General features: G+C 66.1%; 11 protein-coding genes and 2 pseudogenes. 8 read left to right on the plus strand and 5 right to left on the minus strand.

Going from position 1 to position 14,908, the window contains the following annotated elements:
* The first annotated feature begins 126 nt into the window (after window positions 1-126).
* From ACQKDV_RS07995 to ACQKDV_RS08010, 4 genes and pseudogenes are all read left to right on the plus strand, one after another.
* The gene (locus ACQKDV_RS07995; protein WP_427783223.1) at window positions 127-3,153 is read left to right on the plus strand and encodes an autotransporter domain-containing protein; all 3,027 of its coding nucleotides are present in this window, start codon (window positions 127-129) and stop codon (window positions 3,151-3,153) included.
* Window positions 3,154-3,258: 105 nt separating this feature from the next.
* Window positions 3,259-4,299 (plus strand): S41 family peptidase, encoded by a 1,041-nt coding sequence (locus ACQKDV_RS08000; RefSeq protein WP_427783224.1) that lies wholly within the window; start codon window positions 3,259-3,261, stop codon window positions 4,297-4,299.
* Between the two features lie 6 nt (window positions 4,300-4,305).
* Window positions 4,306-4,633, plus strand: a pseudogene (locus tag ACQKDV_RS08005) (hypothetical protein).
* 50 nt (window positions 4,634-4,683) lie between these two features.
* Entirely contained in the window at window positions 4,684-5,118 is a 435-nt protein-coding gene (locus ACQKDV_RS08010; protein ID WP_108770003.1) for an SseB family protein, read from the plus strand.
* 63 nt (window positions 5,119-5,181) lie between these two features.
* Here the strand turns inward: ACQKDV_RS08010 and ACQKDV_RS08015 are convergent, their stop codons facing one another.
* The 4 genes from ACQKDV_RS08015 to ACQKDV_RS08030 form a co-directional block, all read right to left on the minus strand.
* Window positions 5,182-5,847 carry a retron system putative HNH endonuclease gene (locus ACQKDV_RS08015; RefSeq protein ID WP_427783225.1) on the minus strand — a complete coding sequence of 222 codons (666 nt, stop codon included), beginning with the start codon at window positions 5,845-5,847 and terminating at the stop codon, window positions 5,182-5,184.
* The gene (locus ACQKDV_RS08020; protein ID WP_427783227.1) at window positions 5,844-7,169 is read right to left on the minus strand and encodes an AAA family ATPase; all 1,326 of its coding nucleotides are present in this window, start codon (window positions 7,167-7,169) and stop codon (window positions 5,844-5,846) included. The genes ACQKDV_RS08015 and ACQKDV_RS08020 overlap by 4 nt, the downstream gene beginning before the upstream one ends.
* A gap of 48 nt (window positions 7,170-7,217) precedes the next feature.
* Entirely contained in the window at window positions 7,218-8,450 is a 1,233-nt protein-coding gene (locus ACQKDV_RS08025; RefSeq protein ID WP_427783236.1) for a multifunctional CCA addition/repair protein, read from the minus strand.
* Window positions 8,451-8,544: 94 nt separating this feature from the next.
* Window positions 8,545-10,518: a transglycosylase SLT domain-containing protein gene (locus ACQKDV_RS08030; RefSeq protein ID WP_427783229.1), complete on the minus strand. Its 1,974-nt coding sequence runs from the start codon at window positions 10,516-10,518 to the stop codon at window positions 8,545-8,547.
* A 265-nt stretch (window positions 10,519-10,783) separates the two neighbouring features.
* Between ACQKDV_RS08030 and ACQKDV_RS08035 the strand changes: the two genes are divergently transcribed.
* The 4 genes from ACQKDV_RS08035 to ACQKDV_RS08050 all read left to right on the plus strand — a co-directional run bounded on the left by ACQKDV_RS08035 (window position 10,784) and on the right by ACQKDV_RS08050 (window position 14,363).
* A complete protein-coding gene (locus ACQKDV_RS08035) occupies window positions 10,784-11,680 on the plus strand; it encodes a nitrilase family protein (protein WP_427783231.1) in 897 nt (298 codons plus the stop codon).
* 258 nt (window positions 11,681-11,938) lie between these two features.
* Window positions 11,939-12,880, plus strand: a complete 942-nt coding sequence (locus tag ACQKDV_RS08040) for a hypothetical protein (RefSeq protein ID WP_427783232.1) — start codon at window positions 11,939-11,941, stop codon at window positions 12,878-12,880.
* Window positions 12,877-13,869, plus strand: coding sequence for an asparaginase (locus ACQKDV_RS08045; RefSeq protein ID WP_427783233.1), 993 nt, complete (start codon window positions 12,877-12,879; stop codon window positions 13,867-13,869). Before ACQKDV_RS08040 ends, ACQKDV_RS08045 begins: the two co-directional genes overlap by 4 nt.
* An 86-nt stretch (window positions 13,870-13,955) precedes the next feature.
* A complete protein-coding gene (locus ACQKDV_RS08050; RefSeq protein WP_427783234.1) occupies window positions 13,956-14,363 on the plus strand; it encodes an ExbD/TolR family protein in 408 nt (135 codons plus the stop codon).
* 57 nt (window positions 14,364-14,420) lie between these two features.
* Here ACQKDV_RS08050 and ACQKDV_RS08055 read toward each other — a convergent pair.
* A pseudogene (locus ACQKDV_RS08055) lies at window positions 14,421-14,908 on the minus strand (hypothetical protein); the annotation flags it as partial.

Below are 14,908 nucleotides of genomic sequence, written 5' to 3' on the forward strand. Positions count from 1 at the left end.
CGATTTCACACGCGAACTGTGATGGATCCGGCATAACTTCCCCTGTGCAACGCGTTCATGGCGCCCCAGCGGCGCCAGCAGTGTCCATATCCGCAATTCCTGACTTCCCAGACCCAGGGGTGCCGTATGTCCGTTGCCGAATCGCGCGTGCCGCGTGCGCGCCCTCTGACCCGTTGCCTGCTGCAGGCGCTGGCGGTTCCCACCGTGCTGGCGGCCGCACCCATCGCTTGGGCGGGCTGTGACACTGTCGCCCCGGTGGCGGCGCAGACCGTCACCTGCAGCAGCGCTGCGCCGAACCCGCAGACCGTTCCTGTCAGCGCCAGCGGCGTGGCCGGGATCACGGTGAATGTTGGCAGCGGCGCACAGCTGCAGCAGAGCGCCGGTGGCAGTGCCATCGCGCTGGTCGGCGCAGGCGGCCATGTGCTGTCCAACCAAGGCGCGATCGGCTCAGCAGGGGGAGTAGCCGTGCAGCTCGGTGCTGGCAGTCGCGTGGAAAACTACGGCAGCATCAGCACGGGCAACAACGCCGCCCTGCAGTTCGTCGGCGCCGGTGACAGCGTGCTGGTCAACCGCGGCACGATCACTGGACGCACTGCGGTGCAGTTCGGGGCCGGCAATGATCGCATGGAGATGCTGGCAGGCAGCATCACCGGTGCGGTCCTGCAGGGCGATGGCAACGACGTGCTGCAGCTCAGTGGTGGCACCCTGGACAGCGTCGACCAGGGCAACGGCGAAGACCAGATGACGGTCAGCGACGGCACCATTACCGGCCTGGTGGCCCAGGGCAGCGGCCGCGATGATTTCGTCATGACCGGCGGCACCCTCGGCGCCCTGCAGCAGGGCGACAACATCGATACCTTCCGCATGAGCGGCGGTCGCATCATCGGCGCGTTCGAGGATGGTGACCAGGCGTGGATGACCGGCGGGCGCATCGGCCGGGTCAACATGAAATTGGACAAGAACCTGTGGGACCAGTCCGGCGGCACCGTCGATGGCAACGTGGTGACCGGCTTCGACACCGATACCATCATCATTGCCGGCACCGCCTACATCGGCGGCAACATCAGTGCCAGCGGCGGCAACGACAGCGTGACCATTACCGATGGCACCGTGCGCGGGCAGGTGCTGTTGAGCACCGGCAACGACACCTTCAACTGGAATGGCGGCGGCATCATCTACGGCGCCATCGATGGCGGACCCGACGATGACGTGGCCACGCTGAGCACTCTCAACCAGGCCAATCTGGGTGCGGTGCCGCTGTTCGACGGCGGCAGCGGCACTGACCGGCTCGCCTTCAACAACGTAAAGACCGCCGGCGTGGCGCGTTTCCAGAACTGGGAGACGGTCACCCTGTCCAGCAGTACCGAGGTGACCTTCGATGGCGACCTTGTGCTGGGTGACAGCGGCACCGGCACCGGTACGCTCACCCTGGATGACACCAGTACGCTCTACGCCGGCAACGGCGCGCATGCGCTGCGGCCGTTCGCTGCCGGGGCGCTGGTGGATGTATTCAACGCCGGCCGCATCGACCTGACCGGCACCGGCACGACCGATGTGTTCACCATCCGCGGCAACTACCAGGGCAACGGTGGTGGCCTGTACCTGCGCGCGGTGCTGGGCGGTGACGGTTCCAGCAGTGACCGCCTGGTGATCGACGGCGGCACGGCTACCGGCACCACCGGCATCGGCATCCTCAACGCTGGCGGTGGCGGTGCGGCCACGCTGGCCGACGGCATCCTGGTGGTGCAGGCCTTGAACGGGGGCACGACTGCGCCGGGGGCGTTCTCGTTGTTCGCGCCGGTCTCGGCCGGTGCGTATGAGTACTTCCTGTTCAAGGGCGGGGTCAGTGCCGGCACCGGCGAGAACTGGTACCTGCGCTCGACCCTGGTGGCCGGCCCGACGCCAGCACCGAACGGCAGCGGCACCGCCTCGCCGCCACCGCCGACGCCCGATGTCGCGCCGCCCCCGCCGATCACGCCCGCACCGCCACCGCCGCCGGAAGACCCGGTGGACCCCGATCTGACCGCGGGCGAGACCGCGCCGCCGCCACCGCCACCGGAGCCCCCGCCGGTGGCACCGCCCAGCGACGCGGCCGTGCCCGATGTGCCGCTGGCCGACAGCAGTCTGCCGGGTGCAGGCTCGACCCCGCCCAGCCCCGGTGCGCGTCCGGCACAGGGCGAGGTGGTGCCGCTGTACCGGCTGGAAACCGCCGCCTATGCGGTGGTGCCACCACTGCTGCGCGAGACCTCGCTGGCCAGTCTGGGCACGTTCCATGAGCGCCAGGGCGAACAGCGTCTGCTGTACAGCAACGGTGCCTTCCGCACGGCCTGGGGGCGGCTGGTCGGGCAGAGCAGTGAGATCCACTGGAAGGGCGATGCGCAGCCGGGTTTCGATGGCGACGTGATGGGGGTGCAGGCGGGTCTCGACCTGTGGGCGGCGGCCGCTGACGGCTACCGCAACCAGGTGGGTGTGTTTGCAGGCCGCACCCGCGCCGAAGGCAGGACGACCGGCCTGGCGCTGGGCTGGGAAAACGTACAGGTCGGCCAGAGTCGCTTGGACGACAAGCACGTGGGCCTGTACTGGACGCTGACCGGCAGTGGTGGCGGCTACCTCGACGCGGTGGCGATGCAGAGCCGCTACGACGGTCGGGCGCGCTCTTCCCGTGGGCTGGGTATCGACGTGAAAGGCGATGGCACCACACTGTCGTTGGAAGCAGGCAAGCCGCTGCTGCGGTTCGGGCAATCGTCCTGGTGGCTGGAACCGCAGGTGCAGGTGATCTGGCAGCGCAGTTCACTGGACGACCAGCACGATGACGTCTCGGCCATCCGTTTTGACACCGACAACGCCTGGACCGGCCGCGTCGGCCTGCGTCTGGCCGGTGACTATCAGTTGGCCGACAACGGCTGGCAGCCGTACTTCAAAGTCAACTACTGGCACGGCCGCTCTGGCGAAGACCGCATCCAGTTCGACAGCGACACGATCATCAACGCGCAGCGTTCGCGTGCGCTGGAAGCTGGTTTTGGCGTGGTCGCCCGCTTCAACCGCACCATCAGCGCGTATGCCGTGGCCGATTACACCCGCGAGCTGGGCGGCGACAGGAACGAGAAGCGCCGCATCATTGAAGGCAACATCGGCCTGCGCGCGGACTGGTAGCGCCGGGGCAGGCCCGGCGCTACCGGGACGTCTCTCCGCAGCGTCGAGCTTGCTCGACGCATAGGCGTATGCTGTTCACTCCATTTTCCGACGAAGGAACGTCGAATGCCTGTTGATATCCGCATCACATCGCTGGGCCTGGCCGCTGCCGTTGCCATGGCGCTGCTGGCGGCACCTGCCGCAGCCATCGAACTGCCCACGCGGCAGGCGCAGATCGAACTGGTGGACATGCTGGAGCGCGAAGCGCTCTACCGCGACCGTGTTGACTGGCCAGAGATGCGCGCGCGCTTGAGTGCTGCACAGGGCGACCCGGAAAAGATCCGCGACGTGCTGAAGGAGGCCGTCGGCCGCAGTTCCGGCGGGCACGGCGCCTGGATCAGCGCGGAGCGGATGCGTGCTGAAGTGAAGCGGCTTGACCGCGTCAACGCCGCCCCCGCAGCCGCGCCTGGTGCGTCAGCCACCGCTGTCGATGCACCGCGCCTGGACCCGCGCATCGGCCGGGTGGACATTGGTGGATTCTCCATTGTCCCCGGTCCGGGCGCGCGACGGCAGACGCAGGAACGTGCCGCGCGCTGGCAGGCGGACATCCGCGAGCAGGACAACGGCACCCGCTGCGGCTGGATCGTGGATCTGCGCGGCAACACCGGCGGCAGCATGTGGCCCATGTTGCTGGGCGTCGCGCCGCTGCTGAGGGTGACCGCAGGCGCTGACGAGACCGTGGGTTCTTTCGCTACTGCTGATGGCCCTTCGCCCTGGCAATCCACACCTTCCGCCGTGCGTCTTGGTGCGCGCGTGATCGATGATCTGGGTATGCCAGGTTACTCACTGAAGCGCACAGGCGCGCCGGTGGCGGTGTTGACCGGGCCGGTAACCGCCAGCTCCGGCGAGGCGACGGCACTGGCCTTCCGCGGCCGCGCACGTACCCGCAGTTTCGGCGAGCCGACACGCGGCCTGTCCACCGCCAATGTCATGCGCCCGCTGGTCGATGGCAGTTCGCTGTTGCTGACCACCAGCGTGATGCAGGACCGCAACGGCCGCGGCGATGGACGGAAGATCGCGCCGGACCAGCATACCCGCAGTGATGCGGCCACCCTCGCAGCCGCCCAGGCCTGGCTGCTGGCCCAGCCTGCGTGTGCCGGGGGCTGACCGATGATGATGCTGATCGGCCAGCAGGAGCGGGTGGTGGTGGTCGGCCCGACCGAGCCCCACCATTGCCTGCGCTGCCAGACCGAAACCGACTTCGCACCGCAGCTGCGTTACCGCATGGCGCGCATCGATCTGCTTCGTCTACCAGCGCCGCTACGAGCTGGCCTGCACCGGCTGCGCGCATGGCTGGGTGCTGGACACCGACACCATGGACCAGCAGCTGGGCGGAGTGCCGATCCCGTTCCGGCACCGCTTCGGCCTGCCGGTGATGCTGCTGGTCGTGGCCGGGCTGGCGGTGGCCGGGTGGATGTGGCGGCACGGGTACCTGGCCTGAGCCCGTAGCCTGCTAAAGTGGCCCCCTGTAATCACGTTCCGGAACCGACCATGGACCACGACACGCCGTTCGAACCCCTCAACGACCTGGAGGTCCGCCTGCTGCAGGCACAGGACGGTACGCTGACTGCCTCACAGTTCCTCGATGGCCTGCTGACCGCGCCCGTGTTCGTGCTGCTGGACAAGGCCATCGGCGAGGATGGCGCCTGGGACGAGAGCATTTCGCCGCTGGTGCTGACCAGCGAGGGCGGCGAGCCGATGTTCGCCGTGTTCACCGCGCCTGAGCGCGCCGGTCTCTGGCACGAGCAGCTGCCGCAGTTCGCCCATGCCATGCCGATTGCCGTGCACGCGCTGCTGGCGGGCATCGGCGAGGGTGTGGGCCTGGTGCTGAACCCGGGCCTGGACGTGGGCATGGAAATGATTCCCGACGCGGTGGCCCAGCTGAAGGATCGCGCTGCGGCGATCACCCGCGGCATGGCGCACTGATTCCAGGGATTTGGAGGTTGCCGGCCAGCGGCCGGCATCATTCGGAATCGGGGGGCGCCTGGATCAGGCGGCCTGCTGCTTCAGTGCGATCAGTTCGCGTGCGTGTCGGGCCAGACCATGCCCGAATGAGATGCGGTGTCCTGCTGTATCAGCGGTGGTGACCTGCTCTGCGAGGCGCTCCAGTTCGCTGATGGTGGCGGTTGCTTCAAAGTCATCATCGAACATGCCGTCCAGCGTTTCTCGCCGACGTGCGCGCAGGAAGTCGATGTCCAGCTTGAGCAGATCGATCATGTACTCAGCTGAAGCATCGCCGGGTTCGCTGGCCGATATTCCGCCTGTGAAGCGGTTGTAAATGAAGCGGGCTTCGCAGTCTGGATCGACAGGCGAAATGACGAGGATCGGATCGTACTCACTACCCTTGCCATGCCCGCAGTGCAAAGGTGCACGTGGCTCCGTGTTCCGGATGCAGGAGGCGTGCAGATTGGCGAAATCAAGCTCCAGTGGCTGGTAGTGCTCCTGAGGTGCGAAATGCTCAATATGGCTCTCGCTGGTAGTGATGGCTCTACCGCAATAGCAGCACGTTCCCGACTGCTCCGCGACAAGGGCAGCATGGAGTTCTGCTTTCTCGGGATTCTGCAGGACGTCATAGCTCGGCACCCACGCTGCATTGGCGAGGGCCTTCCACGCAATAAACGTTGCGGGTTCATGGCCTTTGATGACGTTCCTCATCGCCCGATAATCTCCCTGCGCTTCAGCGCCGAACGCGCCTTATCAAGCTCAGGCACGCCATCGGCGACACGCGCAAGCCCATCCAATGAGGCACGGGCCTGGTCCAGCAGTCCTAGCTGGATCAGGTTGAAAATTTCCTCCAGCTTATCTTCGACCACCGGGGTACGGGCCTCTGCACCCATGATGTCCTGCAATACCTGGGAGGAGGTCAGCCCATAGCTGACCTGTGGGTGACTCACCCCATCCTTGGAGAGAAGGATGATCTCGTCGGGATGGAGTTCGCCGATGATCTGTGGCGAGTGGCTGGCAGTGATGAACTGCACTGATGGGAAGGCAGCCTTCAGCCCCCGAACCAGTAGACGCTGCCAGTGGGGGTGCAGGTGCACGTCGAGTTCATCGATGAGGATGACGCCCGGAGTTTTCTGCAGCGCATCCATGCCCAGCTGCGGATTGAGCAGGCAGATGCGGCGCGCGATGTCAGCGATCAGGAAGATCATCGAGCGCTGACCATCACTCAGGTCATTGAAAAGATTGGGTTCGTCGCGGCTTTTCCACTCGACCAGCAGTGAGCTGCGTCTCATGTCGAACCGGATGCCACGGAAGTCCTCAAGCACTGCTGCGAGAGCGGAGTTGACCAGCGCGAGCTCGTCCTCTTGCTCGTCATCGAAACGCCCGCCAAGCTCCGAGGCGGTCTGCATGCGCTCCAGGCACTTGGCAACAAGCCAGAGCGAAAGCGAGGTCGCCTGCGAGGCATCCCACCAGGACTCGTAGCCATCAAGGCGGGAGTGTTTGATTACAGCAGCTTGCAGATGACTGGTCTGGGAAGGCGCCCATGTCCTCCCAGCGGTGTAGAAAGAAAATACAGGCAGAGGCTCGGCATTCGCACCGGAAAGCCACTGCTGGAAGGCACCCATGGCCCGGAAGTCGAGTAGCTGTGCGTGCTGTACGGCACTTTCCTTGCGGAACTGCCACTCGAATGGAAGCACGCCGGATGTGGCGTGTACTTGGAGATCGACCGGGTACATTTCTTCAAAGCGGTAGCGACCTGCATGTGTCTGCGTGTCCACCCGGGCACTGTCATTGTCCAACAATGTCGGGGAGCCGATCCCCACGAAGCCCATTGGGCCCGCCAGTGCAGCGCAGACAGCGCGTAGCAGGGATGTCTTGCCGCCTCCGTTGGTGGCCACGATGACATTGAACCGGTCGTTGAAATCGACCGTCAGATCCTTGTGGCAACGGAAGTTGACCAAGCGAATCGAATCAATGTGCATGGCGTGGGGCCTTTGGCCGTAAGGATGGGTGATCTCGTTGATTTCGCTCATGAGGGGCATTGTTCTCCCTCAGGGGGCTTAAATCATATAAGACAAATTTCAAATCGGTTTCTGACGCGCGGCCGCAATCGCCTTCACTCGCGCCCTCGCCAGGGCTTCGCCCACGGCGGGGCCCTTCAGCTGGCTCAGGTCCAGATCACGCGCCTGTACCGACAGCGCCGCCTGATGCAGGCGCTTGAGCGTCTCGCCCTGCGGGTAGTCGCTGTCTTCAAAGCCCAGCCGGCCACGCTTGTCGGCTTCGCAGCACAGGGCAATGCGGGCCACGCGCTCGGGGCGGCGCAGCGCATCGCAACGGCCCAGCAGGTCCAGCACGGTGGCATCACGCAGCTCGTCGATGCGGTGCACGTTCAAGTGCTCGCGGCAGACCGCTTCGGCCAGCTGCTGGTGCTCTGTGGGAATCTTCAGGCGCGCACACAGTTCTTTGAGCGGCTTCAGGCCACGCTGCTCATGCATGATGTGGCGCGGCCATTCCTCCGGCGGGGTCAGGCCCTTGCCGAGGTCGTGAGTGAGCGCGGCGAAGCCGACCAGGTCATCGCCCGGTGCCAGCCGGGCGGCCATGTCGCTGACCATCTCCTGGTGGATGCCGGTATCCACTTCAGGGTGGAATTCAGCACGCTGCGGCACGCCATACAACGCTTCCAGTTCCGGTAGGATCGGGCCGAGCGCGTGCGCGTCATGCAGGGTGCGCAGGAAGGCCGACGGCCGTTCGCAGACCAGCGCCTTGCGCAGTTCCTGCCACACACGCTCGGGCACCAGCGCGTCCAGTTCGCCGCTGGCGGCAACCTCGCGCATCAGCGCCATCGTTTCTTCTGCGACGGTAAAGCCCAGCGGCGCGAAGCGCGCCATGAAGCGCGCCGCGCGCAGCACGCGCAGCGGGTCTTCCACGAAGGCCGGGCCGACGTGGCGCAGCACGCGCTGCTGCAGATCACGCGCGCCGCCGTAAGGATCCACCAGCGTGCCGTCGGCTTCATCGCAGGCAATGGCGTTGATGGTGAAATCGCGGCGCTGCAGGTCTTCTTCCAAGGTAACCGCAGGGTCGGCATCGACCACGAAGCCGCGGTAGCCCCGGCCGGATTTGCGCTCGGTGCGCGCCAGCGCGTACTCCTCACCCGTCTTCGGATGCAGGAACACCGGGAAATCGCGGCCCACCGCGGTGTAGCCCTGCGCTTCCATCTGTGCGGGCGTGGCGCCGACCACCACCCAGTCACGGTCGCCGGCGGGGCGCTGCAGCAGGCGGTCGCGCACGGCGCCGCCGACAAGATAGATCTTCATGGTGCCGATGATCGCATGGGCCGCGTCGACCGCGCTGCGTGTTCGCCGGGCATGGCCCGGCGCTACCGGATCGGACGGCATGCCCCCGCGTCGATCAATCCCCGCCCTGGTCCGCGTCGGCCGCGCAGGTGAACGCCTTGCGCTTGTCCACCAGGCGGCCCATCAGGCGGTCGCTCAGCGGCAACGCGTTGCCATTGAGCCGCCAGTCGTAGATCACGCTGAAGGCCAGCACGCGGGCCACGTACTCGCGCGTTTCCTTGTAGCTGATGGTCTCGATCCACAGGTCCGGATCAAAGCCCGGGCGCTGGGCCTGCCAGCGCGCGGTCGGGGTCGGCCCGGCGTTGTAGGCGGCAATGGTCACGTTGGGCAGGCCGTCGTACTTGTTCATCAGCTGGCGCAGGTAGGCGGTGCCGATGGCGATGTTGGTGTCCGGGTCATACAGGCTGTCGGCGCCGCCGTAGGCGGTCAGGCCGATGTTCCTGGCAACGCTGGCGCCGGTGGCCGGCAGTACCTGCATCAGACCCATCGCGTTGGCAGGCGAGCGCGCGCGCGGAGTAAACGTACTCTCGGCGCGGATCTCGGCGGCCACCCAGGCCGGATCGATGGCGTTGCGCGAGGATTCGCGGCGGATGGTGCTGTCGTGGTGCAGTGGGAAGCGCAGGTCATACAGGCGCTGTTCCTGCGGCTGCTTGCCGAGCGCGAACACGGCGCGGTCGAACCAGCCGTTGTCCTGCGCCACGCGCACCGCCAGACGGCGCTGGGTGTCATCGAAGCGGGCCAGTGCGCTGTTCCACTCGGCCACGGCCCAGCCGGTGCGGTCGATCTGGTACAGCGCCATCGCGCGCTGGATGGCCGGATCGCGGGCGACGGCGGCCTGCGCCTGCGTGCTGTCGTTGGGCTTCCACGGGCACAGCGTGTAGTTCTGCTGCAGCTTGTCGGCGGCCAGGAAGCCGTGGAAGGTCGGGGCGCGCGCGGCCGTGCGGAACAGCGGCTGGGCCTGCTGCGTCTGCCCGGTCTTTTCCAGCATGCGTCCTTCGAAATACGCCCAGCGCGAATCGCTGCGTTGCTTGCTGCCCATCTTGCGGATGGCGCTCAGTGCGGCCGCCCAGTCGCCGCGCGACATCGCTTCGCGCACGCGCCATTCGTGCAGGCGCTCGTCGTAGGCCGATTCGGGCACGGCGCTGAGGCGGCGCGCGGAATCGGGCAGGTAGGAGGCCACGGTCCACAGGGCGATCTGGTAGCGCACCTGGGCCTGCTGGTCGGCGCTCAGGCCCAGGGCCTGCGCGTACTGCGGCAGCTGTTGTTCGGTGGCACCAGGGTCGGCCTTGGCCAGCTTTTCCAGGCCGTCGGTGGCGATGCGCCGGCTGCGCTCGTTGCGCGGCCAGTTCAGTGCGCTGGCATTGGGCGTGTCGACGAAGGCGGCATAGGTGTTGGCCAGGGCCAGATCGGCCGCGGGCAGGCCGCGCGCGGCGCTGCGCATCACCGCCGGCTGCTGTGCATCGGCGGCGGCATCCACGCGTTCCCAGCGCAGTGCATCGCTCATGCCACCCTGTGCCTGCAGCACCGCAAACACCGCATCGCAGGCATCAGGCAGCGACTTGCCGTTCCTGCGCCACATGTCCTGCGCTTCGCTGATCCACTGCGGGTCGATCTTGCCGGTGGCCTGGCGCGCGGTCAGCTGGGCGCAGCGCAGGCCGAGGTTGTCCGTCGGTGCCCAGTTGGCCAGCAGGGTGGTCCAGTCCTGCCGGCGGGCCACCGAGGGCAGCCAGACGCTGCGGAAACTGTTGGCCACGGCCTGGCCGTCATAGCGCTTGAGGAAGGCTTGGGCCTGGCCGGTATCGACCGTGTCGATGTTGCGGCGCAGCTGGGCGAACTCGACCCAGGCGTAGGCCGGGTGGCGGCTGAGCGCCGCGGCCTGGCCCGGAGCGAGCTGGCCGCGCTCGGCCGCGTCGATGGCGGCCTTGAGCGGGCCGCTCTGGGCGTCGAGTGACTGGGCGCTGGCGCAGCCGATCAGCAGTGATGCGGACAGCGGGAGCAGGGACAGGGCGGTCGAAGAGCGTCGGGTCATGACGCCAGCATAGCCGGGCCTGCCTGAATTCAGTTTCGCATTGCGTGCACGCTACCCCCACTGTTGCAAATGGACCGCTTCGAGGGTGACCCGGGGTACATGGCCAGGCCGGTGCAGGCCCGGAATTGAGGACAGCAGTCGCATCAAGCCCGCTTTGAACGATGTTTCGCGTAGTTGACGCTTTTGCCAATTGAAGCGGTTGCATAACGCGTGCCTGCTGCAGTCAAACAGGAGCATCCGCTCCGTCCCAGCAGAGGCGCGTCGCATGTCAGTCCAGTCCACGCCGTTCAGTCCTGTCTCGGTTGCAGTCATCCAGTTCGATCCACAGTGCGGGCCCGAAAATGTCGCGGCCAACATCGAACGGGCGCGCCTTCTTGCCGCGCAGGCGGTAGCGCGGGGCGCCCACCTGATCGTGCTGCCGGAGCTGTGCTGCACCGGCTATTCGTTTACCCGCCGGGCCGAAGCGTTCGAGATGGCTGAACCGGTGCCTGAGGGGCCGACCTCGCGGTACTGGGAAGCCTTCGCACGTGAGACAGGCATCCATCTGGCCGTGGGCATTGCCGAACGCGATGGCAGGCGGCTGTACAACACCGCCGTGCTGTTCGGGCCCGAAGGGTATGTCGGACGTTACCGCAAGACCCATCTGTGGTGCCGGGAAAAGCTCTATTTCTGCGCAGGCGACCTCGGCTACCCCGTGTTCGAGACCAGTATCGGCCGAATCGGCCTGATGATCTGCTGGGATGTCTGGTTCCCGGAGGTACCCCGCCTGCTCGCGCTGCAGGGCGCCGACATCATTCTCAGCCTCAACTGCTGGGTGTGGACGCCGCCGCCGTTGTTCGATGACAGCGGGCGCTGCATGGCCAGCTACCTGACCATGACCGCCGCACACGTCAACAACGTGTTCATCGCAGCGGCCAACCGCGTCGGCACGGATCGCGGGGATCGGTTCCTGGGGTGCTCGCTGATTGTCGGTACCCATGGCTGGCCGCTGGTCCCCATTGCTGCGTCTGAAGGTGAGGCGGTGGTGATGGCCGAGGTGGACCTGTCCACGGCACGCAGCGCGCCGATCTGGAATTCACTCAACGATCTCTGCCGCGACAGGCGCACCGATCTCTTCGATCCAATGCTGGGTTACCGCCAGCATCCCATGCTGCCGCGCTGAGGTCCCCACATGTCGCATCTCTGGCTATCGCTCTCCTCGACAGCCGCCCGCAACCGCGTCGGCTGGGCGTTGTTCCTTGTGACGTTCGCGCTGGCGATCATCGTGACGCTGGTGGCCGGGTGGGGCACGGTGTCCCCCGGCCAGCTATGGCCAGACCATGGCCAGATGATGGGCAGCCTTGATACATGGGCAGGTCGTTGGCGCTGGTGGATTGGCGATGCCAGCGAAGTGACCTTCTACAAGCACGAATTCGCCTCGTTGGGCCTGATCGGTGGCGCCGCACTGGCCCATTGGGCGCACCGGCGGGGAAAGTCATGGCAAGGGTTTCCGGTCTGCTACGGCACAGGTCGCGGGCCCTGGGTCGCCGCGGCCTCGCTCGGGGGCCTGGTGCTGGCCAACGTGGTGTTTGCCGACGCGCTGCAGGACGGCCGCTGGCAACCTACGTTTGTCGCTGCGGTATCGCTGCCGGCGGCGATGGTGCTGCTGTTTGGTGGGGGCTGGAAGATCACCTGCATCGGTGCTGCGTCAGGTGCATTGCTGGTCACGCCCCTGGCTCTGCTTCTGGTGAACCTGGTCTGCGCGCCGCTGGGCCTGCCCGCGGTCGTCGGCAACGTCGTGGCCATGGCGCTGTCAAGCGCGGCCACATTCACCCTCGCACGCCGGTTGGGCTGGCGCCCGGTTCCTGCTGCACCGCTACCAGCGCCGACCGTCCCGGCCATGAGGCATGGCTGGAAATGGGGCATGCGCAGGGTGCTGGCGGACTTCAGCGAAGCGCCCTTCATGGGCAACGAGCTTGCCAGTGCCGGTCTGATCGGCGGTGTGCTGCTGGCAGCGCTGATCCAGCCTGCCGGGCCTTTCTACGGGACAGGTTGGCTGATGGCGCTGCTGTGCGGCCAGGTCCTCGCCTCTGCGGTCGGGGTCTGGCTATGGCGGGAACGCTGGATCCAGCATGGCTGGTATCCCACGTACATTCCGATTGTTTCCGTGGTCCCGGCCTGCATTCTTGCGCATGGGGCCAGCGCGGTAGTGGTGGTGTTGTCTGCCCTGCTGGGGGCTCTGCTGACGCCGCCGGTAGCTGCGGCATGTTCCGCGCGGCTGCCAGCGCATGTGCATCCCTATATCGGCAATCTGCTGTCGATGGTGGCGGGCGTGGTGCTGATCGTGCCCGCAGTGGGCTGGCTACTGAAGGGGGAAGCATGAAGCGGTTGGCCCTGGGCTCGCTCGGCGGCACCCTCAGCATGCGAAGTCATGCAGCGGATGCCGGTATTGTTCCAAGAATGTCCGCGCGGAGGCTGGCGGAGGCGGTTCCTGGACTAGGCAGATTGGCATTGGTGCAGACGCATACACTCGGTCTGTCGCCCAGTGCGTCTATGTCCTGGAGCGACGTACTCGCCGCACGGGACTGGGCCGGCAGGATGATCGGCGATGGCGCAGATGGCGTCGTCATCACCCAGGGTACCGACACGCTTGAAGAGTCGGCCTACCTGCTGGATCTGCTATGGCCGCATCCGCAACCGCTGGTAGTGACTGGCGCCATGCGCGGCGCCGACGCAGCCGGTGCTGATGGCCCCGGCAACGTGCTGGCTGCGGCGATTGCTGCGCTGGACCCGCACACGCGCATGCGCGGCGTAGTTGTCGCCATGCAGGACCGCCTGTACGCGGCGGACCAGGTGCGCAAGGTTCACAGCCTGGATCTGAACGCCTTCCAATCGCCCGGGCATGGCTGCGTGGGGCGAGTGCAGGAGGGGCAATGCAGCTATGAACTGCCACTGCCGGAGCGCCCGCCCGCGCTGGAACCCGTCAGGGTGCAGCAACGGGTGGCTCTATTGGAGGCGGTACTGGGAGAAGGTCCGGAGATGCTGCATTGGGCGCTCGAAAGCGGATGCGAGGGGCTGGTGGTGGCGGCGATGGGGGCGGGCCATGTTCCCTCCAACTGGGTTGAACCGTTGGCACGGGCGGCGGCGCACGTTCCCATCATCATCGCGTCGCGCACGGGTGCGGGCGCTACGGCGCGTAATACCTATGGTTTTGCGGGTGGGGAAATCCATCTGCAGCGGCGGGGGCTGCTGATGGCCGGATCGCTCTGTCCACGCAAATGCCGATTGTTACTGTGGGCACTGATCGGGTCTGAGGCGATCATCTCCCTGCCCACGCGTCTGCGGGCCTACGGTGGGGGCAACGGCAGCTGAATGCTGCGCCTGCGGGCACTGCCATGGGCCCGCGCCGGCGACGTACTGTCGGCTTGGGCGAACGGCCCGGGTGCAAGGAGTGGCACATGGCGTTCAGTAGCGCAGGAAAGAGCGGCCCCCTGGCGGAAATCAATGTCACGCCGCTGGTGGATGTGATGCTGGTGTTGTTGATCATCTTCATCGTGACCGCGCCGATGCTGTCGCGGCCCATCGCGGTGCAGCTGCCACAGGCGACCGACCGGGTGGTCGACCGTCCCGATCCACCACCGCCCATCGAGCTGCGGCTGGATGCGTCCAACCAGTTGAGCTGGAATGGCCAGCCCATGGCCATCGCAGATCTGCAGGCCCGCCTGCGTGCGCAGGCCAGCGAACACGCCGGCAACCTGCCGGAGCTGCGCATCGTCACCGACCCGTCTGCCGAGTACGACGGCATGGCGAAGATCCTGGCTGCGGCCGAGGCCACGGGAATGGAGCGGATCGCGTTCGTGCGATGACGCGATGTGGCGCTATCAGGGCATTGCAGCCTGAGAGCGCGGACAGATCGGGTGAGGTCAGTATTGCTGGCAGTAGACCGTGTGGCCATCCCAATTGCAGGACATGCGGCTGCTTGATCCACGTTGGACCGGTACGCCGTACATCTGTGCAGAGCGGACCCATTTATCAAGGTCGCCCTCGCGGCCAAAGTAGTACTGGCCAGCGTAAGAAGGAGCTGTGGCAGGATCTGCGATAGTCTCATCGGGCACCTTGTTTCCGGTGCTGTCACGACTCTCTCCCTTCTGGTATTTGGCGTCTGACACGTTGTCAGGTGTGATTCTATAGAGGGTCTTCGAACCATCTCGCCAGGTAATAATCACATTAACTGCGCCGCCGCCCTTGACGCTGGCCCAGCTAAGCGCAAATTGTTGTATGGAAAGCGCGAAGCTGTTCCAAGCTGCGCTGCTGGTGTTGGCTCCTGCAATTTCCAGGGCCAGATACTGGGCGGTCTCAACTTGCAAGCGCAACACGTGAGTTGAATTGATCGATTTCCAAAGCCAACGCT

Source organism: Stenotrophomonas sp. NPDC077659 (genome assembly GCF_050268705.1).
Classification (GTDB): Bacteria; Pseudomonadota; Gammaproteobacteria; order Xanthomonadales; family Xanthomonadaceae; genus Stenotrophomonas.

Excerpts from the sequence above, each read along its gene's own strand:
- ACQKDV_RS08050 (WP_427783234.1), top strand. The coding sequence starts at position 13,956 with ATGGCGTTCAGTAGCGCAGGAAAGAGCGGCCCCCTGGCGGAAATCAAT.
- ACQKDV_RS08025 (WP_427783236.1), bottom strand. The coding sequence starts at position 8,450 with ATGAAGATCTATCTTGTCGGCGGCGCCGTGCGCGACCGCCTGCTGCAG.
- ACQKDV_RS07995 (WP_427783223.1), top strand. The coding sequence starts at position 127 with ATGTCCGTTGCCGAATCGCGCGTGCCGCGTGCGCGCCCTCTGACCCGT.
- ACQKDV_RS08030 (WP_427783229.1), bottom strand. The coding sequence starts at position 10,518 with ATGACCCGACGCTCTTCGACCGCCCTGTCCCTGCTCCCGCTGTCCGCA.
- ACQKDV_RS08000 (WP_427783224.1), top strand. The coding sequence starts at position 3,259 with ATGCCTGTTGATATCCGCATCACATCGCTGGGCCTGGCCGCTGCCGTT.
- ACQKDV_RS08015 (WP_427783225.1), bottom strand. The coding sequence starts at position 5,847 with ATGAGGAACGTCATCAAAGGCCATGAACCCGCAACGTTTATTGCGTGG.
- ACQKDV_RS08020 (WP_427783227.1), bottom strand. The coding sequence starts at position 7,169 with ATGAGCGAAATCAACGAGATCACCCATCCTTACGGCCAAAGGCCCCAC.
- ACQKDV_RS08010 (WP_108770003.1), top strand. The coding sequence starts at position 4,684 with ATGGACCACGACACGCCGTTCGAACCCCTCAACGACCTGGAGGTCCGC.
- ACQKDV_RS08035 (WP_427783231.1), top strand. The coding sequence starts at position 10,784 with ATGTCAGTCCAGTCCACGCCGTTCAGTCCTGTCTCGGTTGCAGTCATC.
- ACQKDV_RS08045 (WP_427783233.1), top strand. The coding sequence starts at position 12,877 with ATGAAGCGGTTGGCCCTGGGCTCGCTCGGCGGCACCCTCAGCATGCGA.